Raw genomic sequence first — 26,597 nt, 5'->3', positions numbered from 1 at the left:
TTAAATGTTTTGAAAAGATTATTAAAGATAATTTTCACGATTCAGCTCATACCAGAAGCAGATTCCGTCGGGTTCGGTAAATTCTCCTGTTTTTCTGAATCCCAATTTCCTCAGAATATGGTTGGAAGCCAGGTTTTCGGAATGAGCGTGAGCATAAATGACATCAATTTTCAAACCATTGAAGCCAAAATCAAGAGAGGCCCTTCCGGATTCTAAAGCATAGCCCTTTCCCCAATACTCAGGTATGAAACGATATCCGAGATCATACACATTTTTATAGCCGTTTATTTCCTTGGTCAGTAATTTTAATCCGCTCCACCCGATCAGCAGATTGCTTTCCTTTTCAATTACGGCAAGCCTGCCAACACCATTGTCGGCATATTGCTGTCTGATCATTGTGATAACGTTTTGAGATTCGCTGATGTCGGAAAGGGTAGGCATTCCGATATATTTCATCACTTCAGGATCGGAGTCGAGGAGGAACATGCGTTCCGCGTCGGTTTCTTCAAATTTTCTTAGAATCAGTCTTTCGGTTTCCAGATGCATAGTTTTATTGTTGATGAAATCCAAAAATGGTTACGTTCTGATTCCCTTTTATGATATCTGTCTCCTTTAAAGGATTTTGTTTTACATTTAAAGTCTGCAGATTCGGGTTTCCTGAGATATCCAGTTTTTGGATCTGATTATGTTCCAGGTTAAGATTTTTAAGGCTTTTAAGAGCACTTACATCAATGATCTTAATTTTATTTAAAGATAAGGTTAATTGATTAATTGAGGGAGCTGATTTCAGTGAAATATGTTCAATACTGTTATTGTCAAGGTACAATGACGTAAGACTTTTGACATTCTCAATGCTGAATGTACTGATCTTACATCCCGTACAGGAAAACAACTGGAGACGATTCATATTTTTAATTAAAATCTTGGGAATCGTGTTTTCATCCATTACAATCATTCTGGCATTCTTAAAATGACTGATATCTTCTGCAGAAGTGATCCCTTTCCCCACAAGAAAAAGGTTCTCAACATGGTCGGCTTCCGGTTGGGTAATATTACCGTCTTTATTGGTGTCAAAATTTTCAATGGCAGCTTTTTCAAAATTTTTATCTTTAAAAATAAGTTTTTGAGCCTGAAGAAAAGCAGACATTGAAATAAGGAGCAATGGGGATATTATTTTAAATTTCATCACTGAATTGTGTTTAAATCATTATTTTTGTACACTTAATTTCAAGTAAAAATATGAAGATTTTCAGAATTACTGCACTTTCATTGGTATTGGTTTTAGGATTGGTTTCCTGTAAAAAAGAAGCTGAGAACAAATGGAAGGTTGAAGTGAAAAACCCTGCGGAAAAAGTAACTATCACCGACATTTCCAAAAAGTTTTACGATCAAAATGTTCCTCTGGAGCAGTTTAAATCAGAATTTCCCTGGTTTCAGGGTACGGTAACTGATGCTGACTTTTCAAAACGCAGAGCTGATCAGGAGGAAATCAAGATCTATAAAGAAGCCATCGGTAAGATCGATGAGAAAAAGCTTCAGGCAGATCTTCAGGATCTTTTTTCCCATATCAAATATTATTTTCCTTCATTTAAGAGTCCGAAAGTATATCTTTTTTCTTCTGCACTCCAGATGGTTCAGGATCCTATTTTTTATGATCCAAAAGGAAATCTGCTGTTCATCGACGTTACAGGCTTTATGGGAGAAGGAAATCCCAATTATAAAGGTCTTGAAATGTATTTTCAAAAATCCATGAACCCAAACAATATTGTCCCGAAAGTAGCACAGATTTATGCAGAAGGTTTTGTAAAAGAATCTCCCGACCATCAGAAATTTATCGATATGATAATTCTCAACGGGAAAATCATGATTCTGAAAGATGCCTTCCTGCCGACCTATCCGGATTATCTGAAGATGAATTACACCCAAAAGCAATATGAATGGGCCATATCCAATGAGGCCAATATCTGGAATTATTTCGTGGAGAACAACCTGATCTTTGGGGATGATCACAGGCTGGAAGACCGCTTCATCGTTCCGGGTCCGTTTTCCAAGTTTTATACTGAAATTGACAATGAATCTTCACCGCAAATCGGAATTTTTACGGGATGGCAGATCTGTAAAGCATATTTAAAAGAGAAACCGGAAACGAAACTTCAGGATTTCCTGAATATGGATGCCACGGTTATTTTTAACCAGTCGGGATATAAGCCGAAATTATAGTAATCACATAATTTCAATGATAGTAGGCCTTCAGCAGTTGCTGGAGGTTTTTTTGTGGCATTGTTTGTTAATTTAAGTACTTTGTATTGCATATTACTATTTATGTTATTATATTTGTTGTAATAAAAAATAATAGCATATGGAAAATATTATCAGGATTCAGAACCTCAGTTTCGGATTTTCCAAGAGCAAGCCCGTTTTAAAAGATATCAGTCTTTCGGTTCCCAAAGGCAGTATTTTCGGTTTCCTGGGAGCCAACGGTGCCGGAAAATCTACGACGATGAAAATGCTTATCGGGAGTATTCCTGATGAGGATAACACAATCAGAATATTTGAAGAAAAACTGTCTGACCTTTACCCCGACGGTTTTCATAAGATCGGAAGTCTTATAGATACGGCAGCCTTTTATGACCACCTTTCAGGCTGGGATAATCTTCTTGTAATTTCAAGGCTCAGAAACCTTCCGCTTTCCGAATGTGAAAGAGTTTTGCATCTGGTCGGGTTGTGGGAAAGTAGAAATATGAAGATGAAAAGATATTCGCTTGGAATGAAGCAGAGGCTGGCAATCGCCATAACTTTACTGGGAAAACCCGATCTTTTGATTTTAGATGAGCCGGTAAACGGGCTCGACCCCAACGGAATGCTGGAAATCCGCGAGCTGCTCATTAAACTGAATAAAGAAGAAGGCGTTACTATTTTCATCTCCAGCCATCTGCTCCAGGAAATTGAAAAAATGATTACGCATCTCGCCATTATCTCTCATGGTGAGATCCGATTTGCAGGCAGCATTAAAGACCTCAATGAAATGTATCGATACAACCGCATAAAGATCGGATTGAATGATGCTGCAGTTTTCATCAACGAAATTCCTGAAAGCTATTCTCCGAAAATGCTGAACGAAACCAGTATAGAAGTTACGGCTGCATCCCGGGAAGATATTACCGATCTTGTAAAGAAACTGATTTTGAAGGATGCCGCCATCTTTGAAGTCAAAAACAGTGCAGGACTGGAAGAATGGTTCATGGAAATTACTAAAAATTAAAACCCAGATCAATGAAAAAATTACTCACAACAGCCGGTACGGAATGGCTGAAGCTTAAAGGATTAGGAATCATTTATATTGCCATTGTTTTAGGTGGCTTACTTCCGATTCTGGTATATGTTCCTTCGTTTTTTATGCCGGAAACGGTTCCGGAAGGAACACTGAAATTTTCTGTTTTTGAAGATGCGATCGGTGGTGATCAGTTAAAATATTTTGTATTTTTCATATTACCGCTGCTGATTATTGTGGCCGCAAACAGGATTGCCCAGACTGACCATAAAAACAACGGATGGCAACTTATGGAAACACAGCCGGTAAGCCGTTTGCAGCTTTATCTGTCAAAATATATCATTGTGGTGATCCTGAGTGTAATGTGCATCACTTCATATTTTATATTTAGTATGATCATGGCAACGGCAGATTATTATATTCATCCGAATGCCGTAAAACTGATGGATTTTGATGTAGTATGGGCTATTAAAACATATATCAGGATATGCATTACAGTTTTAGGAATTGCAGCTCTTCAGCTCTGTATTTCGGTCGCTTTTCATGGATTTATCTGGTCTTTCCTGATCGGTTCTTTGGGAATTGCCTCAAATATTACCGCGCTCATTCAGAAGCAGTCATTCTTTTTTAATCCTTACGGTTCTTTATATAATTTCTGGAACGCTCCGGAGATTAGGAACCTCAATACTTTTATTTCACATTCGGAATTTATGAGTATTTTCTGGATGGTTATTTTTCTCATCATAGGATATTTCTGGTACAGCAAAAAAGGATTTAAAAATGCTTTTGGTAAAAATAAAAAACAGATCGTCATCTCATCGGTACTATTTGTTGCCGGATTTGTTTTTCTCTATTTTATTCAGTTGCCGAAGCCTTATAAAAGCATTGCTGAAGGAGTTTCTATGAAAGGAACATTAGATACAGATCTTAAAATCGATTCCGTTAAAATTTATACATCAGATTTTCACAAGAAAGTCGGTGCCGCACCCGTAATCAATAATACATTCAACTGGACTACAAAAGAAAAACTTCCGTTGGATGAATATATTATTGAAATCGGAAATAAAAAGCTGGTCCTGGTGATGGGAAGCGGCGATTGGTTTGATCTTGATTTTAAATTTAACAACACCGTAATGGTGACTTATATAAAGTCAAATCGTAAAGCAGATCAGTCCTATCGTGAAAAGCAGGATTCCTTTGGAAGGGATTTTACGTATGTGCTGAATGATCAACCCTACAACAATGAACCGGAAAAATTCTACGAGGCAGCTCAGGATGACTGGAAAGAGAAGAAAAGAATTCTGAATGTTTTTGCTGATCCGGCTAACAATGCGCTTTCCGATGAATATAAAACGTACAGAACACAGTTGATGGCCATTAATTACTTAAATGAGATTAGTAATTACCGAAAAATGACCTCGTGGAATGATCCTAAATTTTCCCCTCCTAAAGCTTTTGTGGATGAACTGAATGCCAATATCAGTAAGCCATCACGGCTTTTAAGCAAAAACGAAAATTATCTTCAGTTCAAGCTGGACCATCTTCTTACGGATAAAGACCAGTCGATCAATGCAGACAGTATACTTTTCACGAAAATCAATAAACTGCCGCAAGGATTAGAAAAAGACAGACTGTTGTCGAAACATTTGTCTAAAACTATGGAACTTCAAACCGACAGCCTGACGAGAAATAAATTATTCGCTGGTGAAATTAACAATATTAAAAATACGGATTACCGGAAAATGCTGTATTCCAAGCTAGATCAGATCAATAGGTCCCAAAAGGGCGCAGTGTTTCCGGATCTTACTTTCTTAAATGACAACGGAAAAACTGTAAACCTTTCAAAATTCCGAGGAAAATATGTCATTATCGATCTTTGGGCAACCTGGTGTGCGCCGTGCAGACAAATCCGGCCGGTTTTTGAAGCAAGAAATAATCAATACAGATATTATCAGAATCTTCAGTTTATCTCTGTAAGCGTAGATGAAAATCAGTCGAAGTGGAAAAATTATTTAAAGACAAAACCGTCAGGTGTTCCCCAGTTTTGGCTTAAAAATGCCGAAAAGATTCTCGCAGCGTATAAAATTCAATCGATTCCGAGATTTATCATTATTGATCCTGAAGGTAAAATATTTAACCTGAATACACCGTTTCCGGATGAAGATAACTTTGTAGAAATTTTGGATAAGCTTAAGAAGTATTAACTTTGCAACAAATTTAGAAATAAAAGAAAGTTATGAGAAAAACTCAGATTACGATAGATGTAGAACTGGATGAAAACCACATCCCGGAAAATATTACCTGGAACGCTCAGGATGGCGGCATCGAAAAGGAAGCAACCAAGGCAACGATGATTTCGGTTTGGGACGATAAAGCCATGGAAGCTTTGAGAATCGACCTTTGGACTAAAGAAATGCCGGTTGACCAAATGAAAATGTTCATCCATCAGATCCTGGTTTCTCTGGGAAATACTTACCAAAGAGCAACCGGAGAAGAAGACGTAGCCCAGTGGATGGAGGAGATGGCAGAAGAGTTTGCCGTAAAATCTGCGATAAAAATGTAAGAACTAATATAACAATGTATCAGTCTAGCAATGTAACAATATTGGTAAACTGGTACATTGATACATTGTTAAATTATTAAGATTATGAATTTCAATACAAAAGTAATACACGGTGGTCAACACCACGAATCGGCGACAGGCTCGGTAAACGTTCCTGTATTTTTAACGTCAACCTTCGCACAGAAAAGCCCGGGTGTACATTCCGGATACGAATATTCAAGAGCGGCGAACCCTACGAGACAGGCGTTGGAAGATTCTTTGGCAAGCATTGAGAATGGAGCCAGAGGACTAGCCTTCGGATCGGGGCTGGCAGCAATCGATTGTGTTTTAAAATTATTAAATCCCGGAGATGAGGTAATCGCTGTAGATGATCTGTATGGCGGTACATATAGAATGTTTACCAGACTTTTCGAGAAATACCAGTTGAAATTTACCTTCGTGAATTTTGATGATGTTTCAAAAATCGCTGACGTTATTACCGATAAAACCAAACTGATCTGGGTAGAAACGCCGACAAATCCTTTAATGAAACTCGTAGACATTAAAGCGGTTGTGGAAGTTGCAAAAGGAAAAGATATTCTGGTTGCCGTAGACAATACGTTTGCAACACCTTATCTTCAGAGACCAATCGATCTTGGAGCAGATATCGTGATGCACTCTGCAACGAAATATTTAGGAGGTCACTCCGATGTGATCGCGGGTGCTTTAGTGGCAAAAGATGCTGAATTGGGAGAAAAGCTTCACTTTATTCAGTTTGCTAGTGGTGGAATTTTAGGTCCTCACGATTCTTATTTAGTATTAAGAGGAATTAAAACATTGGCATTAAGAGTTCAGAGACATTCGGAAAACGGAATGGCCGTGGCAAAATATCTTGAATCTCATCCTGCCGTAGATAAAGTCATCTATCCGGGATTGGAATCCCACCCTCAGTTTGAGCTGGCAAAATCCCAGATGAAAGATTTCGGAGGAATGGTTTCTTTCACTTTCAAATCTGGTAAAAAGGAAGATGCAATTAAGTTTTTGGAAAAAGTAAAAGTATTCACTTTAGCTGAGTCTTTGGGTGGTGTGGAATCTTTGGCAAATCATCCGGCTTTAATGACGCACGCTTCTATTCCTGCAGAAAAACGTGCAGAATTAGGAATTACAGACGATTTAGTTCGTCTAAGCGTAGGAATTGAAGATGCGGAAGACCTGATCGCAGATCTGGAAAGAGCATTTTCTTAATCTGACTCCACAACTTTGTCAAAGTTAGATTTTCACCACTTTTAACTTTGACAAAGTCTTAAAACCCATATCATGACAAGAAAAGCAAACATTCAGGATGTAAAACAATTATCTGAACTGTTTGATCAGTACAGAATATTTTATCATAAAGAATCTGATATTCCTGCAGCCGAAAAATTCATCACAGAAAGAATCGAAAATAAAGATTCTGAAATTTTTGTTGCTGAAAATCAAGGCAAATTGGTAGGTTTTGTACAATTATATCCATTGTTTTCCTCTACAAGGATGAAACGCTATTGGTTGCTGAATGATTTATATGTTAATGAAAATCACCGTGGAAACGGGTATTCTAAACTATTGATTGACAAAGCCAAGAAAATGGCAATAGCAACTGATGCCTGCGGAATTCTTCTGGAAACCGGAAAATCGAATGATATCGGAAATAAATTATATCCGTCCTGCGGATTTGAAATTTACGACAAAGTGAATTTCTATGAATGGACCAATAATTAATGTGACCATTTAATAATGTAGCAGTTTACCAATAATTGCTACATTGCTACACTGGTACATTGTTAAACTTATAATTATGACAGAATTTCAAAAATACGTACAGCGATATTTAGATTTGATTCCTTCTGAAAACTTGCTGGAAGAATTGAAAAGAACAGAAGAGAAAACAGTTGGAATTTATAGTAAACTTTCTGAAGAACAATCGCATTGCGCTTATGCCGAGGGAAAATGGACACTTAAAGAATTGCTTTTACACCTGTCGGATACCGAAAGGGTTTTTCAATACAGAATCCTGGCTTTCGCAAGGGGAGACAAAAATGAACTTCCCGGCTTTGACGAGGAAAATTACGCCAGAAACTCTTATGCGAATGAAATAAGTCTGAGCTCTTTATTGGATGAATATCAGACTGTGAGGAAATCTTCACAGTTATTGCTGGAAACATTGAATCCTTCTGTTTTAAAGAATACCGGAATAGCCAACGGGAATGAAATTTCCGTAGAAACCATCGGGAAATTAATTGTTGGTCACAATGTGCATCATTTGAATATTATTGGGGAAAGATATTTGCCGGTGTTATGAAGTATTCCCTAAAAAATATTTTAGCTCTCATAAGTCTGCTAATTTTTATAGCGTCTCTCTTCTTTACTGCTTTTAAAGTTACAGAATCCAAGGAAATTAGAGATTTTAGTTCTTTTGAGCTTTTACTAATCGGTGGTATAAGTTTTCTAGGTGGTGGAATTTTGGAATTCTTTATTTGGTCAGCAAATATTTGGTTTTTTATCTCAATAGCCTGCTTCTTTTTTGAGAAGTTTTTTGCTTCAATTGTTACCGGCATCATTGCTTTATTAATTTCTGTATCTTTTCTATTCTGGAATTCTATATTAGTTTCAGAAAGTGGAAGAGAAGCTCCTATTTACAGCCTAGAAATCGGATATTTTTTATGGCTGGCTTCAATTTTATTTATAATGTGTTCTTCTGTTTATTTGAGAATTAAAAATAATTTTACAACCATCAATAGGAACGGGCTTTAGCCCGTTTTCTATTTAATACAATTTAATTGGCTTTAGCCAAAATCTAAAATAAATTTATATTTTTGGACAAACGACACAAATGCCATTTATTAAAATTTATATTCATATTGTCTTTTCGACCAGAAATAGAATTCCTTATTTCAACTCTCCTGAATTAAGACTCAAAATTTGGAAACATATAAAAGAAAATGCTTCAGAAAAAGGAATTTTTGTAGATATGATTAATGGTTATTCGCATCATTGCCATTGTCTGATTTCTCTTGGTTCGAATCAGAATATTGAAAAAGTTGTACAATTATTAAAAGGAGAGCCTTCTCATTGGATTAACAAAAATCAATTAACAAAAGAAAAGTTTTCGTGGCAGGATGAATATTTTGCAGTTTCTATATCAGAATCTATGATTGAATCTATTAGAAATTATATTAAGAATCAGGAAATTCATCACAGGAAAAAAAGTTTTACAGAAGAATATCTGGAATTCATTGAAAAATATAATTTTAAATTAGGTTTTGGCTAAAGCCGAATGAATGCTTAATTTTGAAGACGGGCTAAAGCCCGCCCCTACTGAATTATGGAAAATATCATACAAATATTAAAATCCGGCGGCACCATTTTATATCCCACAGATACGATCTGGGGAATTGGCTGTGATGCGACAAATATAGAAGCCGTCAATAAAATTTTTGAGATCAAAAAACGCGAAAAAAACAAATCCATGATTATTTTGGTAGAATCTGAAAAGAGGCTTCAGGATTTAGTTGACGTTCCGGAAATGGCCTGGGAAATCATTGATTTGAGCGAAAAACCGGTAACGATCGTTTATGAAAATCCCAGAGGACTGCCGAAAGAACTCCTGGCCGAAGACGGAAGCATAGGAATTAGGCTGGTTAAAAATGAATTTTGTAAAAAATTAATCACAAAATTAAATAAGCCGTTGGTTTCAACTTCAGCCAATTTCAGTGGTGAAAAAAGTCCTTTGAAATTCTCTGATATTTCTCCTGAAATTGTCAATTTGGTAGATTATGCGGTGGAAGAGGACAGAGAGAAGGTTTCAAAATATCCGGGTTCATCCGTCATCAAAATCTGGAGTGATAACAGAATAAAGGTTCTTAGGGAATAATTGGGGATAATTGCCGATACTAAGTTTTAATAATTCGGTACAGCTTTACAACAGCCCAAAATTCAAGAATGGCTATAACTCCGATCATAATGGTGTTGGTTATAGTTCCGTGGGTGGCTACATTAACAATAATATCACCGGCTTCTATGACCAGTCTTGAAATCAAAGTAATAAAAAGCCATTGAGGTTTATTAAAGATACAGAGATCAGTAGAGCAACGACACTGCCTAATACCCTTACTCCTGTGCTGCTAAATCCCAGCCGTGAGGAATAATCTGTAATACTTGCCCCCGGAAAAGATAATCCGGGATTGAAGGTGAAAACATAAAAGAAAAATATTCCCGCTACGATGAGAACCCACGAGAATATTTTTACCGATAAGGGAATGTTTTGGTGTACATGTAATTTGTCTTTCATCATAAATGTTTTGGTAAAATTAAATAAAAATCCAATTTGCTGTAATATCTTTGATGAAAATATAAGTATCTTTCAGGATACCGGAAAAACAGGATGATGAAAAATAAGCAAAAGCAACTGCAACTTAGAGACGTCAATGACGTTATTTATATTATCGGAGGAAGATGGAAAAGTGCCATTCTTGCAAGCTTGTGTGATAAAGAGAAACGATTTAATGAATTACAGAGGGATCTTCAGCATATTACTGCAAGAACGCTCATCAGGGAGCTCAAGTTTTTGGAACAAAACTTACTGATTACTAAAAAAGAATGTGACAATACTTCTTATTATATGCTTTCAGAGCATGGCAAATCTTTAGAGTCTCTCATAGAATCGATCGTGGCATGGGGACAAAAACATAGAAAAATAATTATAGAACAAAAGGATGATACGCTTATCTTTGCAGACTCTGAATTTTGAATATTTACAATGAATATCAATCTTAATCAAAATAAAAACCTTAAACTTTTTAAAATAATTTCTGAAGTCGCGGAAAGGAATGGCCAGTCGGTGTACATCGTTGGAGGTTATGTCCGTGATTTACTCATGAAAAGAAAAGCGTCTACAGATATTGATTTTGTGACTGAACAAAGTGGAATTGAACTTGCCCAAAACGTAGGGAGAGAAATTGATCCCAAAATGAAAGTTTCTGTTTTCAAAACGTACGGAACAGCGATGATCAGATATAAAGATCTCGAGCTTGAATTTGTAGGAGCCAGGAAAGAAAGCTACTCCGAAGACAGCCGTAAACCCGAAGTGGAAGGTGGTACGATAGAAGATGATCAGAAACGAAGGGATTTTACAGTTAATGCAATGGCAATTTCTTTAAATAAGAAGAATTTTGGCGAACTCATAGATCCTTTTAACGGTATTGATGATCTGGAAAAAGGAATTCTCAGAACACCGCTTGAACCTGCGCAAACCTATTCTGACGATCCGTTGCGAATGATGAGAGCCATCCGTTTTGCTTCTACACTCCAATTCCGGATTGAAGAAAATTCACTTAACGCTATAAAACAGGAGGCGGACAGAATTAAAATCGTTTCCATGGAAAGAATCATGGTTGAATTTAACAAGATCATGCTTTCCAAAAAGCCTTCGATCGGTCTCAAGCTGATGGAAGAAACCGGTCTGATGAAATTAATCATTCCTGAACTCATTGATTTGAAAGGGATAGAAGAAGTGGAAGGTCAAACTCATAAAGATAATTTTTACCATACCTTAGAAGTGGTAGACAATATCTCAGAAAATACAGACAATTTATGGCTGCGTTGGGCAGCACTGCTCCACGATATCGGAAAAGCACCAACAAAAAAGTTCGTTGAAGGAACAGGATGGACTTTCCACGGACATGAGTTTTTAGGTTCAAAAATGGTGAAAACATTATTCCAAAGGCTGAAACTGCCCTTAGGAAACGATATGAAGTATGTCCAGAAAATGGTAAAGCTTTCCTCTCGTCCGATTGCACTTATCACCGATGATGCGTCTGACTCTGCATTAAGAAGACTGTTATTTGATTCAGGAGAGGATATGGAAGACCTTTTCACACTTTGTAAAGCCGATATCACTACAAAGAATTCAAAAAAACAGGAAAAATTCAAGAAAAACTTTGAATATGTTGCGGTAAAGATTAAAGAAGTAGAGGAAAAAGACCAGGTGAGAAATTTCCAGCCGCCCATTTCGGGAGAAGAAATCATGGCGATGTTTAATCTGAAACCCGGCCGTGAAATCGGAATATTAAAAGAAAAGGTAAAAGAAGCCATCCTTGAAGGCGAGATTGAAAACGACAGCGAAAAGGCAAAGCAATTTGTGATCGAAGAAGCATTAAAGTTAGGATTAACTTTAGCCTGAAAAATACAACATTAGCATATCAAAGCAATAGATTCCGGTCTGTTGCTTTTTTTTGAATTAAAATAAAATCCGGGCGGTTTCTTCGAAACCGCCCGGAAAAAAACACAAATGATGAAAAAAAGTTGTATTAAGGTTTAATACAATTTACTGTTAGTTCCAGTACGCTCCGTTTGTAGCTTTACCTGCTGTAAAACTTCTTAGCAGAAGACCGCTTTTAGAATATACGCTGATCTTGCTGTCTTCGGTAAATCCGTTAGCATCCGAAACAAAAATTCTATCGTTTACAACGCTGAATCCATATAAATTAGAATAAGGATCAACACTGTTGTCTACTGTAAATAATGGGGCAGAAGGTGCTGAAGTGGCCGTTAGGTCCATGGTGTATACTTTAAGTCCTGAGGTAAAGTAAAATTTACCATTTTCAATTTCAAGATTATTAGCATCAGCAATACCTGTTAAAGTGTATGTCTTTGTAACTCCCGTAGCTGAAATCTGATAGATGTAAGAATCGCTGGTTCCCGCTGCAATAGCATATACCGTTTCGTTGTTTACAATCATTTTATTGATATTGCCGTTAGGGATCGTAATGGTAGATTGAACTTCATTATTAGAAGTCGTGATGTAAGTAATTTTATCACCAAATCCAAAAGAGGCATTTTGTACAAAAATATTATTCCCAGCTTCTACAATTCTTTCAACCGTATCCGTAAAATTAATCTTTTTCACAAAAGACAAATCAGAACTTTTATAAATGCTTACAAATTTGTCACCTCCGTATTTGTCATTGGTTACATAAATGTTATTGTTTGCAAAGGCCATGAAACGTGGTGAATTCAGCTGAGTGGTAATTTCTCCTGCTTTTTTGAAATCAAACCTGTTGACAATCTGAATTTTATTTGAGTTATTCAGCAACAGATAAGCGTTATCACCATTAAAGGCGATCATCTGCAAAACATCACCAAGATTAGATCCTCCGTTGTTAGCAGAGAAAATATTATCCTGCTTACTGGCGAGATTTGAACTTACAAAAGTGACATCAGCATTTGGTTTCCCAAAATTTCCCTCATTACTGAGCAAAAACCCGTTGCCGTAGTACATTTCTCCTGTTGTTATACCGTCTTCACTGCTACAAGAGACATTAAACAGCAAAGCAAAAGCAAAAATCAGAGTCAGAAGTTTAGTTATTTTCATAATATTTAAATGTTAAAAATTAATATGTACATAAACACTATAATTCCTTTTGGGTAAAGGATAATATGAAACTGTCTGATATACAGTATCAGTAATATTATTTACTTTAAACCCTAAGGTGTAATGTTTTAAAAGATTAGCCGAAATTCCCGTATTCAGAACAAAATAAGGATCAATGGCATCAGCTCTTTTTTCATCAGTAGTGGTATAGGTCAAACCGTTGAAAAGTCCCTGAACATAAACATTCAGGAAACGATAACGGTAATCAATATTTCCAAATGCTTTATGCAGCGGAACATACATCATCTGCATTCCTGTCTGTTTGTTGGTAGATTTCGAATACGTGTAGCCTGCATTAACTCTGAAATTATGATTTCCAAAATTCTTTTGATAAGTGATTTGAGAATCGAGCCCGTATATTTCTACGCTGTAAGTGTTGAAGGCTGCCCAGTAACCAGCCGATGTAGGAAGCCAGCCGATGTAATTTTTAATGTCCATATAATATGGACTCAACGTCAGTCTGAAATCCCCGAAAATAAATTCATGATCCATATCCACATTGGTCGAAGTTTCCGGAACCAAATCAAGATTCCCTCCTTTTTGCCAGTAAAGATCATTTAATGAAGGAATTTTGAAATTTCTTGAAACACTTGATCCTATATGATACCATTTCAACGGCTCCCATTTTCCTGAAAAAGAATAGAGAACAGGCGAAGATATATTTTCTACAAAATCTTTTTTTAATCCTGCTTCAAAACGAAGTTTCTGACTCACAAAATACCTGGCAAGTCCGGCAACGGAACCCATGTTTCTGCTGATATCGCCAATGCCCGACTGGTAACCCAGTCCTTTATTTACCTGGAATTCGCCAATTACATTTACATTAAGTTTCGGAGTGATAAAATAATTAAAATCATTCCTGAAAATATAATTTTTACCTTCCGCACCGCTTTCTTTCGGTTTATCGATATCCCCGAAATATTGGAAATTGTCTTCGGTGTAAGCCGCTTTCAGGCTGTTTGAAAAATCATTTCTGGAAATATCCCATGAAATAAGGCTTCTCAGTGTCTGAGCATTATACTTTGTTTTATTGCCGTTTTCAGTAAAAATCGGGTAATGCTGTGAACCGTCGAAGATCTGATTTTGCCACGAAATCGTCTGATGGGGCGCAATTTTGTAAGAAGTCCCGATGTTGATGGACGTATTATAATATCTGCCGTTTCTGTTGATGTACTCCTTTTCCGGAACTTCATAATCATTTTGGCTGATAAAATAGTTTCCGGAAACCTTAAAACTGAATTTATCATTGCTGAAAGAACCCTTCAGGAAATTATTAAAAGTGTCAAAAGACCCTGCTTCCGAATAAAGAAGTGCATGGAATCCTTTATTAAATTCCAGATTATTATTAAGATGAATACTTCCCCCAATGGCCGAACTTCCGTACTGTACGCTTCCGCCGCCTGCTTTTACCTCAAGTTCGTCGTACCCGAAAAGCGGAATATTATTCACATCTCCCTGTCCCAGAAATGTTGAGTTGATATTGATTCCGTTCCACACAAAAGCGGTATGTCCTGCGCTTGTTCCTCTGAAAGACGGTGATGATACGGCGCCACGCCCGTTTTCCTTAATGTAAACCTGTGACTGAAAACGCAAGAGCTCGGAAAGATTGGTAGAATTTTTTTCAAAATCCTGAGGTTTAATGGTGTTGACTTTATGAAAAAGCTTAACTTTATTCATTTGGTTATCAAAAACATAAACCGTGTCAATAGCTTTCTCCTGTGCGGAAAGAAAGCAACCATAAGCCGAAAAAATCAGTAGTAAAGATTTTTTTATATCCATTCTATTTTACTTTTCCTCCGAAAGCAATGTATTAAGTTACTATTCTGGCAGGTCTCCTGACTTTCGCTTTCTACACCTTCCCGTTTGCACAGTGGTTTGTCGTAGAAATTTCTTTTGCGATCTACAGTTGCGGGGACAGTCCGGGATTTTCACCCGATTCCCTTTTCATTCCAAATAATTGGAAACCAAAATTTCTGCAAATATAAACTTATTACGCTGAAAACCAAAAACACAAGTGATTTAAAGCTGCATTACACCTGTTAGATCAATACAATTTAAATTTTAAGGAGCCGGGAACCTGCTTTCCACTGCAATTCCTCATTACGCGGCTCCGCCGCTCCACTCCGGGATTTTCGTTGCAATCAGGGCTAGGATTTCAGGTCTGGTGGCTTCGACAAGCTCAGCCACCACAGAAATGGCAGTCTTTTGTATGGTAATAGTTTTACGGCAAGAATTCCCCTCCCTTGGAAGAGGGGATTAATTTTCAGGGAAAATTAAGACGGGGTGGTTTAAAACACTAATTCAAAAGTCAATTGTGAGCTGTCAATTTGCTTCGCTTGTCAATCTTTTTTTTCAAATTCACCATTAACTTGCAAAGCAAAATTCACCATTCACTAAAAAAAAATGACTACAAAAATGTAGAATCAAAATAAAAAGGAAGCAAATCCTTTATAGAATGCACTTTTACAACTTCTTCGTTCATGCTCGAAAAATAAAGATCGATGTTTTCATTCTGCTTGGTTTCATATTCCATTAAACTTTGCCTACACGCACCACACGGCGGAATAGGAGGGTTTTTCTCATGAAATTCCCTGGGGCCTCCAACAACAAAGATTTTTTTAATTTTTACTTCAGGAAAATTGGCTGCTACCCAGAATAAAGTCGTTCTTTCTGCACAAAGCCCCGAAGGAAAAGCCGCATTCTCCTGATTGTTCCCGGAATATATTTCTCCGTTTTCAAGCAGTACCGAGCAGCCTACCAGAAAATTAGAATAGGGAGCATAAGCATTTTCACGGGCGTCTTTCGCTCTTTCGAATAATTCTTTTTCTATATCGTTCAGTTCGCTGCTATTCTTAAAATATTCGTAACTGATGTGAGTTTCTTTTTTCATATATTGTGGATTAAAAAAAGGGGGATAAAATTACTTCTTTTTCATGAGGTGGACAATAAAGGCCTCCTCTTTGCAATTCTCAATTTTTAAAAAATAAATTTAAAATGTTGTATACTCCAATCAGATTCAGAAATGTTGAATTGAAAAACCGTTGGGTAATGTCGCCTATGTGTATGTATTCCAGTGAAAACGGGCTTGCTAATGATTTTCATTTTGTTCATTATGGCAGCCGGGCTCAGGGTGGCGCAGGCTTACTTATAGTGGAAGCTACAGGCGTAGAGCCTCGCGGAAGAATTACCAACCATTGTATGGGAATCTGGAATGACGAACAGGCAGAAAGCCTCAAAAAGATCGTCGAATTTGTTCATAAAAATTCAGAGAGTAAAATCGGAATCCAACTGTCGCACTCCGGCAGAAAGGGTTCTACGGAAAATACTATTCAGATCCCTGTAGAAGAAGGATGGGAAACCATTGCACCAAGCCCGATTCCATATCACCCGACCGAAAGAATTCCTCATGTTTTGACGGTTGCAGAAATTAAAGAGCAGGTTCAGAATTTTAAAAATGCAGCAAGAAGAGCTGTAAATGCAGGTTTTGATGTTATCGAAATTCATGCGGCGCATGGTTATCTGATTCATCAGTTTTTATCTCCGCTTTCGAACATCAGAACTGACGAATACGGCGGAAGCTTTGAAAACAGGATCCGTTTTTTAATTGAAATTGTAGATGCCGTAAACGAAGAATTGAATGAAAACGTTGCTTTATTTGTAAGAATATCAGGAACAGAATATGCAGAGCATGGCTGGGAAATCAACGATAGTGTCGAACTGGCAAAAGTTTTAAAAAATCACGCTGTTGATCTTGTTGACGTTTCAAGCGGCGGAAATATTCATGGTGTGAAAATTCCTCTTTTTGACGGATATCAGGTTCCTCTTTCCTCACAAGTGCGAAACGAAGCAGCGGTAAAAACCGGAGCGGTAGGATTGATTAAAAGAATCAATCACGCAGAGGAAATCCTTGAAAAAGGTGATGCTGACTTGATTTTTATTGCCAGAGAAATTTTAAGAAATCCGTATATTGCGGTTCAGGGATCATTTGAAATGAATGAAGATTGCTTTTTTCCACATCAGTATCTGAGAGCGAAAATATCTTCTTAATTTTATATATTTGATCAGCAAAAACATAAAACTATGAAAGCAGAAGATTTCATGCTGCCATGTCCTATCAAGAAATTCTTTGGGGTCGAATGCTTCGGCTGTGGTACCCAGAGGGCTATTGTTATGGTTTTTGAAGGAAGGTTCACGGAAGCTTTTCATATGTTTCCTGCTGTGTATACCTTGTTGCTTTTTTTTGCAACGGTCGCCCTCAATTTTGTAGATAAAAAAAGGAATTATGGTAATTTGCTGATCATGTTGGCGGCTGTTAATGCTGTGATTATGGTCGTCTCCTATTTCTACAAACATCATTTTAGTCATTAAAAAAACAACACATTAAAATATTATAAACTATGGAACAAAAATTGCCAAATGCACAGACAGTGCTGATTTTAGGAATTATTTCAGTAGTAGGTACCTGCTGCTGTTCAGGGCTTATCGGTATTATTTGCGGACTTATCGGTCTGAGTAAGTACAAAAATGATAAGTTAATTTACGATGCAAATCCCACTCAATATTCGGATTTCGGAAACCTGAATACCGGACGAATATTATGTATTATCGGTCTTGTTTTAGGATGTATTCAGTTGGTTTACTTCGTTTTCATGCTCGCAACTGTTGGCTGGGCAGGATACATGGAACAGATTAATCAAATTACCAGAATGGGAAGACAATAAATAGAGAAGACCGCAAATGAGCGGTCTTTTTTATAACATATCAATAATAAATAAATCCTTCTTATATCAAAAGAAGGATTTATTTCTTTTACTTTACAATAAATTTCAGGCTCGTAGCGTCCAGTTTCAAAATATAAATACCTTGTGGTAAATTGTTAATTTTAATAGAATTCCTGCTGCTTTCAAAAGGCTGATTGATTGTCTGCATCAGTTTTCCCTGCAGATTATAAATCTCAGCTTTTTTAATATTTTGGGTTTCACCTTTCACAAAAATTTCATTGTTTAAAATCGGATTTGGTGAAATCTGTAGCTGGTTTTGTAGCGATTTCACAGCGGATAAAGAATTCTGTATCTGCTTAGAAGTACCTGAATAACAAGTCCAGCTCAGGTTATCAATGGCAACTCTGTTGCTGCTGGAGGTATTTTCCAGTTCTACAACCACGTTCCCAGTAATGTTGATATTATTGACGGTTGTTGTCGTTGCGTTGGTATTGTACGGCACTGTTCCTACAGTTGTTCCGTTTACTTTTACATTAAAGGTTCCGCTTGATCCTGAGAATTTTAGCTGGGTAGTCACAGTCAGTGAGCCTATTCCATTCGCAGAACTGCCTGAAGTTAAAGCACCATTTCTCACCGTAATAGCTTTTGAGGAAATGGTCTGGTCAGTTCTGGCATCTGTTGCCGTCCAGGAAATTCCGCCGTTACTCCATGTTCTGGTAAGATAAGAAGAAGAGCTTGATGTTGAAATCGTTTCGAAATTTTCATTGGCACAGCCTGTTGTGGTTGGAGGATTCGTTGTTCCGCCACCACCTGTTGAACCTGACCCCCAAATTAGATTCACGTAGTCCGGGTTGTCAATAAAAGGATTTCTGTTTCCCTGAAAAGTGTATGAAGCATTATTTCTGTTGATTTCCGCCTGCGATACCGGATCCTGATTATGCCATGCCAGCAAAACATTCAGTTCCCAGGTCTGCAATCCCGGAAACGACGAGCCGCCCAGCATATTTCCCGAAGAAAAAGTAGAAAGTTTGTTCTCATAGCGCGTTACAAAATAGAAGATCATTCTGGCAACGTCTCCTTTAAACTCATCGATCGGCTCGAAAACCGTTCCCGAATATCCTGAAGAAGCCGAATTTCCAAGCTTGGAACCGTTTTTGGATGTAAAAGTGGCCGTTCCTACTTTTCCGAAAGGATAATTTGAACGCATTCCGTTTACTTTACCATCCGTTGCTCTGATAAAATTGATATCAGAAACCATTGGTGATGCCTGGTTAAATAAGCTTTGAGGAACAATATGCTCTCTGTTGTAGCAGTTGCCCTCTACCGAGTATGTTCCGCACTGGTTTGCTCCAGGCGTATAATTGTACGGATCAGCAGCTGTGGGTTTTTCAGAATAGATATCCAGAATAGATCCGTCGTTTTCATAATTTTTATCAATGTCTGTGGTTTTATAGCCCGTCCAGAGGCCGCTGTATCCTTTATCCTGATGGCCGTTGGTAATAATTGTACTTAATGCTGTTTTAAGAGAAGCACCTGATAATCCGTTTGCCGAATTATAATATCCTGAAGGTGCCTGTGCATTGGCCAATATAGAAGCGAATGCAAGAATCAATAGTGACTTTTTCATATTAATATTTTAGTTTGGTAAGATTAAGACAAATTTATGAATTAACAATTACGGAATTGTTAATTCTAACTTCATTATTCTAAAGTACAGTGAAATATTTTATTTAATAACAACAAAAAAAGCCAATACAAACCGTATTGACTTTCCATATATCTGATTAATGTTAATCTTATTTTCTCTGTGGAGGATAATTTTTCATGATTTCCGCCATAATTTCCGGGATTTGTTTTTGCTTAGCTTTCGGACGGTCAACGGATATTCCGCTTCCGATTCCCTGCCAAACCAGTTTGTTTGATCTTGCATCAACCATATCCACGATGATGGCTCCTTCATTGTAATTGCTGGTCCAAGTTCTGTTCATCCCGATTCCCCATCCGAAAGGTCCGCCCCAGCCCCATGCTCCATAAGGAGAAGAAGTAGTAACGTCGGTGATCTTCTTATGGTTTGCTTTTACATTAACAATCAGATCAGGATTTTCTCCCGATTGAAGACCTTTACTCTGAAGCTGTTTCGACAGTTCATTTAAAACCCTGTCTTTGTCGATATCATTCAGTTTCAGATCATCAATTCTTAGCTTGTACGTTTTGTAAGTGGTGAAATTTGCAGTATCCGCATAATCGGAACGTACATTGAAAGGACTACAAGATGTCAAGCCTAAAGTAGCCGAAGCTAGCAAAATAAAAATATAGCGCTTCATTTTATTTATTTTTTTTATCGTTTTTAATAAATGTATCGGTCTTTTTATCGTATCCGTAAGGACAATGTCTACAGCCACTTTTACAGCAATATCCTCTTTTTAGATGAAACTTTTCTGTAAAAACCTTATACCCCTGCTCGTTGTAGTAAAAATCTTCACCTTCTTTGATGTCAAAAAGTGCCATAGGTTAAATCTCTAAGCTAAAAAACTTTTATATTTGTTATCATGATAATTGTATGCCATAAACCTTTAAAATTATTAAAAATCAGCGGCATTACTCTTTTTCCCTTCATCTTCGTTAGGAATCTCGAAGATAAGAAAAATAAAGTATTGATTAATCACGAAAAAATCCATTTAAGACAACAAATGGAATTGCTGGTGATTTTCTTCTATATTTTCTATGTCATTGAGTATTATTACTGGTTATTCAGATTAAAAAATCCTTATCATGCCTATAGACGAATTTCTTTTGAAAGGGAAGCTTACGCTAATGAACATGATCTGGATTATCTGAGAAAAAGAAAATTCTGGAGCTTCTGGCGATATCTTTAGTTTTAATGTTTAAAGTTCACAATTCAAGGCTTTGAGGATGATATAATTTAACGTAAAGAATTAACAATTTAAGCCGTATTTATTACAGGATTGCTTCAATATCAATGATGGCTGCAAAACTGGCAGCTAATTAATATTTATTTAATTCTACTTCCTTTATCTGCCCGGTCTGCGCATCTTTTAATTCGATGATTGCTTTTTGTTTATCAATTTCTTTATTTGATTTGGTGATGTCGCAGGAATTCATTTTCTGATAATCCATATTGTCAAACTTAATGATTTCATCACCTTTTTTTATCTTCTGGGAAAGTGTCTGATCCCAAATGATTCCGACAACGAATTTGTCGTTATTCAATACGGGATCAATCGGCCATTGTTGTTTTTGTAAACTGATTTCATACGTGTTTTGAAAAGGCTGTACATAGAACTTTTTATTAATATAATCCAATGTTATTTTTCCATATTTCAAAATCCCGGAACCAAATCTTGAAGCATCGGTATAGGTTGTTTTTGTGATTACATTTTTAAATTTCATATTGTTTACTTCCATCAAAGGTATGTTGATCATGTAATTTTCAGTGTCTTCAGCACTTCCATGAATACCTGCTGTAAAAGATCCCGTACTTTTGGCCTTCACTTCAAATACATTTACATCCTTGATGATATGTTTATAGGCATTAATCGATAATCTGTAAAAACCATCGTCTCCAGTATCAAAAAGTATCTTTTCAGTGGCAACATCTCCCTTTTCATTTTTAAGTTTAATCCATACATACGGATCACTCTGACTTGAACTTAGTTCCATCTTACCCGCATCCTTTTTATCAAGATTGAGCAAGTTGGGTTTATCTGTAATGGTAATTGTTTTTGTTTTTTCATCAAATTGAATAGCAGAATTGCGGAGTAAATTACTGCCGATAAATCCATCCACTCCAAAGCACTCAAAAATGATCTTTGACTCCTTTGAAACGATGGCCGGAATATCTTTAAATGAAATCGAATTAATTGTTACTTGAGATAATGAAACAATGGGTAAGCTATCGGTCTTGCCGGATGAGTCTGAAACGTTAACCGTTTGCAATACTTTCGGATGTAGTTCTTTGAATAAATTTTCTGAGATCACTGTAGCAGCACCAGTGTCCAGAATAAATTTTCTATTTTGGTTATTGATCGATACATTGATAATCAATTTTCCTGCAATTTCCGTATAAGGAATGGTAGCTACATAATTTTTATTCTCTGAAAAACCTTGGTTTAATGTGAAAGGTTCTTGTCCAAACAACAATGAGGTGTAGAGCATGAGAAAGGCAATTAGGAAATGTTTATTTTTATTCATATAAGAGTTTTATAAATTTCATCTGTTGAAGAATTGTGTAGGGAATTTTTTAACTAAAATACATATTTATTATCAATCTATAAAAATGTTATTTAAAGATATCATTTCAGCTGTTCACCAATCACCCGGCGTTATTAGGATAGAATTCTGATCATTAGCATTTTATTTTTTTCATGCCATCATTTAAAATAAATTCAGGAAATTTGCAGAGATGAAAATTCCGTATATCCATATTCCTGTCGTTGAAATTCCACTCGGAAAAAATGTGAAGCTCTTTATGAAAAGGGAAGACCTTGTTCATCCCGAAATTTCAGGAAATAAGTACTGGAAATTATATTTTAACATTAATAAATATTTAGCAAAAAACCCTGAAAAGCCTTACATTATCACCTTCGGAGGTGCTTTTTCCAATCATATTGCTGCTGTTTCTGCTTTAGGGAAAATTGCCGGAATTCCTACACTCGGTATCATCAGGGGAGAAGAATTAAAAGATAAATGGCGGGAAAATCCGACGTTATCTTTCGCCAGAAAAAACGGAATGAACCTGCAGTTTGTCACCCGTGAAGAATACCGTCACAAAGAAAAGCTGACCGAATTTTTACAGAAAGAATTTCCTCAGGCACTCGTCATCCCCGAAGGAGGAACAAATGACGATGCTGTAGAAGGCGTTAAAATGATGCTGAATGACCAAACAAAAGATTTTGATTATCTTTGCACCGCAGTCGGAACAGGAGGAACGGTTGCCGGAATCACAAAATTCTGTGAAGAAAATCAGAAAGTTATCGGCTTTAAAGCGGTAAGTGATTCTTCACTGGAAAATAGAATTTCACAATTAACTTCCAGAGAGAATTTCAGTCTAATAGACGCTGCTTTTGGAGGTTATGGTAAAATAAATGATGAGAATATCCGTTTTATCAATGATTTTAAGAGAGATTACGGAATTCCGCTGGAACCTATCTATACAGGAAAAATGATGGAGAAGATTTTTGAAATGATTAATAAAGAGTATTTTCCTGAAAACAGTAAAATTCTGTGCTTTCATACCGGAGGATTACAAGGGATCGAGGGCGCAAATATGCTTTTGAAAAAACAGAACAGAAATTTAATTATATAAAGTAAATTGAAAACATGAAACACTGAGTGTTCCATCTTTCATTTTAAAACCATAAAAATTATAAGATGAAAAGACTTTTCTTACTCGTAAGCCTTTTAGTTTTATCAAAATTCTCAGCTCAAACCTGGGCCACTGAAGATCAATACATCCAGAAATTTGCAAAATACGCAGTAGAAGAAATGGAAAAATACAGAATTCCGGCTTCTATCACCCTGGCACAGGGACTTCTGGAAACCGGTGGCGGGCAAAGCCGTCTCGCGCTGGAAGGTAAAAATCACTTTGGAATCAAATGTAAAGAAGACTGGACCGGCAAAACGATGAAGCATACGGACGATGCTCCGAATGAATGTTTCCGGGTATATGACGATCCGCGACAATCATACGAAGACCACTCAATATTTTTATCGACAAGAAAATATTACGCAAACCTTTTTAATCTCGATATGAAAGATTATAAAGCCTGGGCTACAGGGCTAAAAAAAGCAGGATACGCTACAAACCCTCGTTATGCTTCTATATTAATTGGTAAGATTGAAAAGTACAGGCTATACGAATTTGACAATACCAGTTCAAAAGAAGTTCTCTATGCAGTCCTTAAAATGTATCCTAATTTAAAAGACGACAGAGCTTTCATGGCTCAACTGGAACCCGAAAAATATACTAAGAAAGCGAAAGATCCTGTTATAATTGAAGTTCCGTACAAGCAGACTTCTTACGCTCAGCAGCAGAAAAGAGTTGAAAGAATCAAAACAAAGGCAGAAATGCTAAATTCGATTTTAATTAAAAGTCATCCGAATGACGGCTTAAAATACATCGTTATCCCAGAAGATACAAATATAGAAGCCATTGCTAAGAAGTTTAAAATCAGCGAAAGCAAACTTATAAAATGGAACGAGCTGGAGGGTGATGTTCTGCACAAAAATGACATTGTTTTCCTTGAATCCAAAAATTCAGCGGGAAATACAGCAACCTATAAAGCCGAAGCTGGTGAAGATATGCATGATATCGCCCAGAAGTTCGGTATTAAATTAAATAAATTATATGCTAAAAACAGGATGGATGAAGGACAGAAGCCTTCAGTCGGACAACTGATTTATTTGATTGATAAAAAACCAAGAAATTAATTTGTTGATGGTTGATAAACTGACAACTAACAACCATTAACTAACAACTAAATATGAAATACCAAAGAAGTTCAGCTTTATTTGATGAAGCGTACCAATACATTCCGGGAGGTGTAAATTCACCCGTTCGTGCATTCAAATCTGTGGGAGGAGTGCCGGTTTTTATGAAATCTGCTAAAGGGGCTTACCTTACCGACGCCGATGATAATACGTATATTGATTATATTAATTCGTGGGGACCGGCTATTTTAGGACATACTCATCCTGAAGTTCTGGAAGAATTAAAGATCCAGGCGGAGAAAGGTTTTTCTTTCGGAGCACCCACCGAGCTTGAAACGGAGATCGCTAAATTCATCGTAGAAAATGTTCCGAATATCGACCAGATCAGAATGGTTTCTTCAGGAACAGAGGCTTGCATGAGCGCAGTCAGACTCGCACGAGGTTTTACAGGAAGAGATAAAATTGTAAAATTTGAAGGTTGCTACCACGGTCATTCAGATTCGTTTTTGATCAAGGCGGGTAGTGGTGCAGCCACTTTCGGAAATCCCAATTCTCCAGGCGTAACCGCAGGAACGGCAAAAGATACCTTGCTCGCAAGATATAATGATTTTGAACAGGTAGAAGATTTGTTCAGACACAATCAGGGAGAAATTGCAGCGGTAATTATTGAGCCTGTAGCCGGAAATATGGGCTGTGTTCTTCCCGAAAATGAATTCCTTCAGAAATTAAGAAAAATCTGTGACGAAAATGGAACTTTGTTAATTTTTGATGAAGTAATGACCGGTTTCCGACTGGCTTTTGGAGGGGCACAGGAACTTTTTAACGTAAAGGCTGATCTTGTCACTTACGGAAAAGTAATCGGGGGCGGTCTTCCGGTAGGTGCGTTTGCAGGAAGAAACGAGATCATGGATCACCTGGCTCCTAAAGGTGGCGTATACCAGGCCGGAACATTGAGTGGGAATCCATTGGCGATGAGAGCAGGACTGAAGACTTTACAGCTCATTAAAAATGATCCTGAATTTTTCAACAGATTGTCAAAAACCACAGAAACGTTAGATTTTGAAATCGGAAAAATTTTAAATGAAAAAGGAATTGCTCACAAGATCAACCGAAAAGGGTCGATGATGTCTGTGTTTTTCCATATCAACCGGGTGTCTAATTTTGATGAAGCGCAGGAAGCCAATCATGCATTGTTTAATAATTTCTTCCACCAGATGCTCACCAACGGAATTTATCTTCCGCCGAGTGGTTATGAAACGTATTTCATCAGTGATGCCATCAAAGACAGGGAAATTGATATGACACTGGAAGCAGTCAGAAAATTTGAGTATTCTTAAATAATTTAAAGATAAATTTAAAAGAAAGTGTCCTAAAATTCTGGATAGTCCTTTTTTCTAATCGCCACGACTTTATCTGATTTGAAAAATGATTTTATGGCACAGCACGGGATTTGCTCCTACGGAGCAATATCTGTGTAGATCAATATCAGCATCTTGTACCGGAACTCCGTCGGAGTTCTATCTTATCATAGCACACCTACGGAGTGCTTGCGATATTCTATTGTTTTTTCTTCTACACAGATGCTGCTCCTACGGAGCATAAAAATTACTTGTTCAATTTTCAGGCGTAAAAAAGAGGCTGCCCAAACTTTCAGGACAGCCTCTTTTTTATTTAACCTGAGTTCGAAATAAGTTTATAAAAATCGAAAAGCTAAAAAGTATAATCAATTTAAGATATCCAAAGTCGTGAAACTAAAGTAATACAAAATTCTTGGATTACTTTGATAAACGAAGTGGCATTGGTTAACTTAAAAACGTCTCAAAAATTAAACATTTCTTTGTTTCTCTTTGCGATAAAATAATTTTTATTTTGAAAATCAATTATTTAAGGTACCTTTTATCCCGGGCTAAGGTTATTAGCCTGAATTTTACGAACGTCACGCTTGCCATTAAAATCACCACTGATGAGGTGTTTGACATCTTCAGACCGGTAAAATGCTGATCAGAAAATGCAATACAATGTTCCGGAGCTGTTCATTATTTATCCAGTCGGGGGATTGACCTGTCGCGACAGGTTATTGAACGTCCATTTTGAGGTTCATGAAATCACGCTTTCCAATGGGAACACCATTGATGAGGTCTTTCA

29 protein-coding genes and 1 riboswitch are annotated in these 26,597 nt (G+C 36.9%); of the genes, 19 read left to right on the top strand and 10 right to left on the bottom strand.

All coding sequences use genetic code 11. The annotated features are described in order from the left end of the window. Window positions 1–21: 21 nt before the first annotated feature. Together BMW64_RS00585 and BMW64_RS00580 are read right to left on the bottom strand one after the other, a co-directional pair. Window positions 22–546: a GNAT family N-acetyltransferase gene (locus tag BMW64_RS00585; protein ID WP_089997920.1), complete on the bottom strand. Its 525-nt coding sequence runs from the start codon at window positions 544–546 to the stop codon at window positions 22–24. A 4-nt stretch (window positions 547–550) separates the two neighbouring features. Next, window positions 551–1,186, bottom strand: a complete 636-nt coding sequence (locus BMW64_RS00580) for a leucine-rich repeat domain-containing protein (RefSeq protein WP_228400811.1) — start codon at window positions 1,184–1,186, stop codon at window positions 551–553. A 53-nt stretch (window positions 1,187–1,239) separates the two neighbouring features. On the opposite strand from BMW64_RS00580, the gene gldB reads away from it, so the two are divergent. The 10 genes from gldB (at window position 1,240) to BMW64_RS00530 (ending at window position 9,723) form a co-directional block, all read left to right on the top strand. Beyond that, complete coding sequence (gene gldB, locus BMW64_RS00575; protein ID WP_089997918.1) at window positions 1,240–2,220, top strand: gliding motility lipoprotein GldB; 981 nt, start codon at window positions 1,240–1,242, stop codon at window positions 2,218–2,220. A gap of 139 nt (window positions 2,221–2,359) precedes the next feature. Further along, window positions 2,360–3,262, top strand: coding sequence for an ABC transporter ATP-binding protein (locus BMW64_RS00570; protein WP_089997917.1), 903 nt, complete (start codon window positions 2,360–2,362; stop codon window positions 3,260–3,262). Window positions 3,263–3,273: 11 nt separating this feature from the next. Further along, a complete protein-coding gene (locus BMW64_RS00565; RefSeq protein WP_089997916.1) occupies window positions 3,274–5,475 on the top strand; it encodes a thioredoxin-like domain-containing protein in 2,202 nt (733 codons plus the stop codon). 32 nt (window positions 5,476–5,507) lie between these two features. Next, complete coding sequence (gene gldC / locus BMW64_RS00560) at window positions 5,508–5,834, top strand: gliding motility protein GldC (protein WP_072885393.1); 327 nt, start codon at window positions 5,508–5,510, stop codon at window positions 5,832–5,834. Window positions 5,835–5,918: 84 nt separating this feature from the next. Beyond that, window positions 5,919–7,058, top strand: a complete 1,140-nt coding sequence (locus tag BMW64_RS00555) for a cystathionine gamma-synthase (RefSeq protein WP_089997915.1) — start codon at window positions 5,919–5,921, stop codon at window positions 7,056–7,058. A gap of 72 nt (window positions 7,059–7,130) precedes the next feature. Then, window positions 7,131–7,571, top strand: a complete 441-nt coding sequence (locus tag BMW64_RS00550; RefSeq protein WP_089997914.1) for a GNAT family N-acetyltransferase — start codon at window positions 7,131–7,133, stop codon at window positions 7,569–7,571. A gap of 76 nt (window positions 7,572–7,647) precedes the next feature. Next, a complete protein-coding gene (locus BMW64_RS00545) occupies window positions 7,648–8,151 on the top strand; it encodes a DinB family protein (RefSeq protein WP_089997913.1) in 504 nt (167 codons plus the stop codon). Next, a complete protein-coding gene (locus BMW64_RS00540) occupies window positions 8,148–8,603 on the top strand; it encodes a hypothetical protein (RefSeq protein WP_089997912.1) in 456 nt (151 codons plus the stop codon). Before BMW64_RS00545 ends, BMW64_RS00540 begins: the two co-directional genes overlap by 4 nt. Window positions 8,604–8,682: 79 nt before the next feature. Then, entirely contained in the window at window positions 8,683–9,120 is a 438-nt protein-coding gene (locus BMW64_RS00535) for a transposase (RefSeq protein ID WP_089997911.1), read from the top strand. 54 nt (window positions 9,121–9,174) lie between these two features. Beyond that, a complete protein-coding gene (locus BMW64_RS00530) occupies window positions 9,175–9,723 on the top strand; it encodes an L-threonylcarbamoyladenylate synthase (protein ID WP_089997910.1) in 549 nt (182 codons plus the stop codon). Window positions 9,724–9,885: 162 nt separating this feature from the next. Here the strand turns inward: BMW64_RS00530 and BMW64_RS20360 are convergent, their stop codons facing one another. Continuing rightward, window positions 9,886–10,143 (bottom strand): hypothetical protein, encoded by a 258-nt coding sequence (locus BMW64_RS20360; protein WP_143052616.1) that lies wholly within the window; start codon window positions 10,141–10,143, stop codon window positions 9,886–9,888. A gap of 90 nt (window positions 10,144–10,233) precedes the next feature. Here BMW64_RS20360 and BMW64_RS00525 point away from each other — a divergent pair, with 90 nt between their 5' ends. Next, window positions 10,234–10,599: a winged helix-turn-helix transcriptional regulator gene (locus tag BMW64_RS00525; protein WP_089997909.1), complete on the top strand. Its 366-nt coding sequence runs from the start codon at window positions 10,234–10,236 to the stop codon at window positions 10,597–10,599. Between the two features lie 9 nt (window positions 10,600–10,608). Continuing rightward, window positions 10,609–12,030 (top strand): CCA tRNA nucleotidyltransferase, encoded by a 1,422-nt coding sequence (locus BMW64_RS00520; protein WP_089997908.1) that lies wholly within the window; start codon window positions 10,609–10,611, stop codon window positions 12,028–12,030. A 150-nt stretch (window positions 12,031–12,180) separates the two neighbouring features. Here the strand turns inward: BMW64_RS00520 and BMW64_RS00515 are convergent, their stop codons facing one another. The 3 genes from BMW64_RS00515 to BMW64_RS00505 all read right to left on the bottom strand — a co-directional run bounded on the left by BMW64_RS00515 (window position 12,181) and on the right by BMW64_RS00505 (window position 16,171). Beyond that, window positions 12,181–13,221, bottom strand: a complete 1,041-nt coding sequence (locus BMW64_RS00515) for a YncE family protein (protein ID WP_089997907.1) — start codon at window positions 13,219–13,221, stop codon at window positions 12,181–12,183. Between the two features lie 12 nt (window positions 13,222–13,233). Further along, window positions 13,234–15,060, bottom strand: coding sequence for a TonB-dependent receptor plug domain-containing protein (locus tag BMW64_RS00510; protein ID WP_089997906.1), 1,827 nt, complete (start codon window positions 15,058–15,060; stop codon window positions 13,234–13,236). Between the two features lie 29 nt (window positions 15,061–15,089). Continuing rightward, window positions 15,090–15,265, bottom strand: a riboswitch (cobalamin riboswitch). Between the two features lie 423 nt (window positions 15,266–15,688). Beyond that, the gene (locus BMW64_RS00505) at window positions 15,689–16,171 is read right to left on the bottom strand and encodes a cytidine deaminase (protein ID WP_089997905.1); all 483 of its coding nucleotides are present in this window, start codon (window positions 16,169–16,171) and stop codon (window positions 15,689–15,691) included. Window positions 16,172–16,275: 104 nt separating this feature from the next. On the opposite strand from BMW64_RS00505, the gene namA reads away from it, so the two are divergent. Genes namA through BMW64_RS00490 form a run of 3 tightly spaced genes read left to right on the top strand, consistent with a single transcriptional unit; the run spans window position 16,276 to window position 18,002 of the window. Continuing rightward, window positions 16,276–17,328 carry an NADPH dehydrogenase NamA gene (gene namA / locus BMW64_RS00500; protein ID WP_089997904.1) on the top strand — a complete coding sequence of 351 codons (1,053 nt, stop codon included), beginning with the start codon at window positions 16,276–16,278 and terminating at the stop codon, window positions 17,326–17,328. Between the two features lie 33 nt (window positions 17,329–17,361). After that, window positions 17,362–17,649: a DUF2752 domain-containing protein gene (locus BMW64_RS00495; RefSeq protein ID WP_089997903.1), complete on the top strand. Its 288-nt coding sequence runs from the start codon at window positions 17,362–17,364 to the stop codon at window positions 17,647–17,649. Window positions 17,650–17,678: 29 nt separating this feature from the next. Continuing rightward, window positions 17,679–18,002 carry a CCC motif membrane protein gene (locus BMW64_RS00490; protein ID WP_089997902.1) on the top strand — a complete coding sequence of 108 codons (324 nt, stop codon included), beginning with the start codon at window positions 17,679–17,681 and terminating at the stop codon, window positions 18,000–18,002. A gap of 88 nt (window positions 18,003–18,090) precedes the next feature. Here BMW64_RS00490 and BMW64_RS00485 read toward each other — a convergent pair whose 3' ends face one another. From BMW64_RS00485 to BMW64_RS00475, 3 genes are all read right to left on the bottom strand, one after another. Next, the gene (locus tag BMW64_RS00485) at window positions 18,091–19,629 is read right to left on the bottom strand and encodes an endonuclease (protein ID WP_089997901.1); all 1,539 of its coding nucleotides are present in this window, start codon (window positions 19,627–19,629) and stop codon (window positions 18,091–18,093) included. Window positions 19,630–19,798: 169 nt separating this feature from the next. Beyond that, window positions 19,799–20,326, bottom strand: a complete 528-nt coding sequence (locus tag BMW64_RS00480) for a DUF4136 domain-containing protein (protein ID WP_089997900.1) — start codon at window positions 20,324–20,326, stop codon at window positions 19,799–19,801. 1 nt (window position 20,327) lies between these two features. Further along, window positions 20,328–20,510 (bottom strand): DUF5522 domain-containing protein, encoded by a 183-nt coding sequence (locus BMW64_RS00475; RefSeq protein ID WP_066441318.1) that lies wholly within the window; start codon window positions 20,508–20,510, stop codon window positions 20,328–20,330. 41 nt (window positions 20,511–20,551) lie between these two features. Between BMW64_RS00475 and BMW64_RS00470 the strand changes: the two genes are divergently transcribed. Beyond that, window positions 20,552–20,878 (top strand): hypothetical protein, encoded by a 327-nt coding sequence (locus tag BMW64_RS00470; protein ID WP_089997899.1) that lies wholly within the window; start codon window positions 20,552–20,554, stop codon window positions 20,876–20,878. Between the two features lie 130 nt (window positions 20,879–21,008). On the opposite strand, the gene BMW64_RS00465 is transcribed toward BMW64_RS00470, so the two are convergent. Further along, a complete protein-coding gene (locus tag BMW64_RS00465; protein WP_089997898.1) occupies window positions 21,009–22,214 on the bottom strand; it encodes a retropepsin-like aspartic protease in 1,206 nt (401 codons plus the stop codon). Between the two features lie 211 nt (window positions 22,215–22,425). On the opposite strand from BMW64_RS00465, the gene BMW64_RS00460 reads away from it, so the two are divergent. The 3 genes from BMW64_RS00460 to hemL all read left to right on the top strand — a co-directional run bounded on the left by BMW64_RS00460 (window position 22,426) and on the right by hemL (window position 25,789). Beyond that, on the top strand, window positions 22,426–23,328 hold the full coding sequence (locus tag BMW64_RS00460; RefSeq protein WP_177175203.1) for a 1-aminocyclopropane-1-carboxylate deaminase/D-cysteine desulfhydrase: 903 nt from the start codon (window positions 22,426–22,428) through the stop codon (window positions 23,326–23,328). Window positions 23,329–23,393: 65 nt separating this feature from the next. After that, a complete protein-coding gene (locus BMW64_RS00455; protein ID WP_089997897.1) occupies window positions 23,394–24,452 on the top strand; it encodes a glucosaminidase domain-containing protein in 1,059 nt (352 codons plus the stop codon). Between the two features lie 53 nt (window positions 24,453–24,505). Continuing rightward, window positions 24,506–25,789 (top strand): glutamate-1-semialdehyde 2,1-aminomutase, encoded by a 1,284-nt coding sequence (hemL, locus tag BMW64_RS00450; protein ID WP_089997896.1) that lies wholly within the window; start codon window positions 24,506–24,508, stop codon window positions 25,787–25,789. Window positions 25,790–26,597: the final 808 nt, after the last annotated feature.

The sequence above is a fragment of the Chryseobacterium taichungense genome (assembly GCF_900109935.1).
GTDB lineage: Bacteria > Bacteroidota > Bacteroidia > Flavobacteriales > Weeksellaceae > Chryseobacterium > Chryseobacterium taichungense.
The sequence above is the reverse complement of the archived record's forward strand: the minus strand, read 5'-3'. Positions and strand labels throughout refer to the sequence as shown.

What these genes read in the sequence shown, in the direction of transcription:
- BMW64_RS00585 (WP_089997920.1), bottom strand. Translation starts at nt 546, where the DNA reads ATGCATCTGGAAACCGAAAGACTGATTCTAAGAAAATTTGAAGAAACC.
- BMW64_RS00580 (WP_228400811.1), bottom strand. Translation starts at nt 1,186, where the DNA reads ATGAAATTTAAAATAATATCCCCATTGCTCCTTATTTCAATGTCTGCT.
- gldB (WP_089997918.1), top strand. Translation starts at nt 1,240, where the DNA reads ATGAAGATTTTCAGAATTACTGCACTTTCATTGGTATTGGTTTTAGGA.
- BMW64_RS00570 (WP_089997917.1), top strand. Translation starts at nt 2,360, where the DNA reads ATGGAAAATATTATCAGGATTCAGAACCTCAGTTTCGGATTTTCCAAG.
- BMW64_RS00565 (WP_089997916.1), top strand. Translation starts at nt 3,274, where the DNA reads ATGAAAAAATTACTCACAACAGCCGGTACGGAATGGCTGAAGCTTAAA.
- gldC (WP_072885393.1), top strand. Translation starts at nt 5,508, where the DNA reads ATGAGAAAAACTCAGATTACGATAGATGTAGAACTGGATGAAAACCAC.
- BMW64_RS00555 (WP_089997915.1), top strand. Translation starts at nt 5,919, where the DNA reads ATGAATTTCAATACAAAAGTAATACACGGTGGTCAACACCACGAATCG.
- BMW64_RS00550 (WP_089997914.1), top strand. Translation starts at nt 7,131, where the DNA reads ATGACAAGAAAAGCAAACATTCAGGATGTAAAACAATTATCTGAACTG.
- BMW64_RS00545 (WP_089997913.1), top strand. Translation starts at nt 7,648, where the DNA reads ATGACAGAATTTCAAAAATACGTACAGCGATATTTAGATTTGATTCCT.
- BMW64_RS00540 (WP_089997912.1), top strand. Translation starts at nt 8,148, where the DNA reads ATGAAGTATTCCCTAAAAAATATTTTAGCTCTCATAAGTCTGCTAATT.
- BMW64_RS00535 (WP_089997911.1), top strand. Translation starts at nt 8,683, where the DNA reads ATGCCATTTATTAAAATTTATATTCATATTGTCTTTTCGACCAGAAAT.
- BMW64_RS00530 (WP_089997910.1), top strand. Translation starts at nt 9,175, where the DNA reads ATGGAAAATATCATACAAATATTAAAATCCGGCGGCACCATTTTATAT.
- BMW64_RS20360 (WP_143052616.1), bottom strand. Translation starts at nt 10,143, where the DNA reads ATGATGAAAGACAAATTACATGTACACCAAAACATTCCCTTATCGGTA.
- BMW64_RS00525 (WP_089997909.1), top strand. Translation starts at nt 10,234, where the DNA reads ATGATGAAAAATAAGCAAAAGCAACTGCAACTTAGAGACGTCAATGAC.
- BMW64_RS00520 (WP_089997908.1), top strand. Translation starts at nt 10,609, where the DNA reads ATGAATATCAATCTTAATCAAAATAAAAACCTTAAACTTTTTAAAATA.
- BMW64_RS00515 (WP_089997907.1), bottom strand. Translation starts at nt 13,221, where the DNA reads ATGAAAATAACTAAACTTCTGACTCTGATTTTTGCTTTTGCTTTGCTG.
- BMW64_RS00510 (WP_089997906.1), bottom strand. Translation starts at nt 15,060, where the DNA reads ATGGATATAAAAAAATCTTTACTACTGATTTTTTCGGCTTATGGTTGC.
- BMW64_RS00505 (WP_089997905.1), bottom strand. Translation starts at nt 16,171, where the DNA reads ATGAAAAAAGAAACTCACATCAGTTACGAATATTTTAAGAATAGCAGC.
- namA (WP_089997904.1), top strand. Translation starts at nt 16,276, where the DNA reads ATGTTGTATACTCCAATCAGATTCAGAAATGTTGAATTGAAAAACCGT.
- BMW64_RS00495 (WP_089997903.1), top strand. Translation starts at nt 17,362, where the DNA reads ATGAAAGCAGAAGATTTCATGCTGCCATGTCCTATCAAGAAATTCTTT.
- BMW64_RS00490 (WP_089997902.1), top strand. Translation starts at nt 17,679, where the DNA reads ATGGAACAAAAATTGCCAAATGCACAGACAGTGCTGATTTTAGGAATT.
- BMW64_RS00485 (WP_089997901.1), bottom strand. Translation starts at nt 19,629, where the DNA reads ATGAAAAAGTCACTATTGATTCTTGCATTCGCTTCTATATTGGCCAAT.
- BMW64_RS00480 (WP_089997900.1), bottom strand. Translation starts at nt 20,326, where the DNA reads ATGAAGCGCTATATTTTTATTTTGCTAGCTTCGGCTACTTTAGGCTTG.
- BMW64_RS00475 (WP_066441318.1), bottom strand. Translation starts at nt 20,510, where the DNA reads ATGGCACTTTTTGACATCAAAGAAGGTGAAGATTTTTACTACAACGAG.
- BMW64_RS00470 (WP_089997899.1), top strand. Translation starts at nt 20,552, where the DNA reads ATGATAATTGTATGCCATAAACCTTTAAAATTATTAAAAATCAGCGGC.
- BMW64_RS00465 (WP_089997898.1), bottom strand. Translation starts at nt 22,214, where the DNA reads ATGAATAAAAATAAACATTTCCTAATTGCCTTTCTCATGCTCTACACC.
- BMW64_RS00460 (WP_177175203.1), top strand. Translation starts at nt 22,426, where the DNA reads ATGAAAATTCCGTATATCCATATTCCTGTCGTTGAAATTCCACTCGGA.
- BMW64_RS00455 (WP_089997897.1), top strand. Translation starts at nt 23,394, where the DNA reads ATGAAAAGACTTTTCTTACTCGTAAGCCTTTTAGTTTTATCAAAATTC.
- hemL (WP_089997896.1), top strand. Translation starts at nt 24,506, where the DNA reads ATGAAATACCAAAGAAGTTCAGCTTTATTTGATGAAGCGTACCAATAC.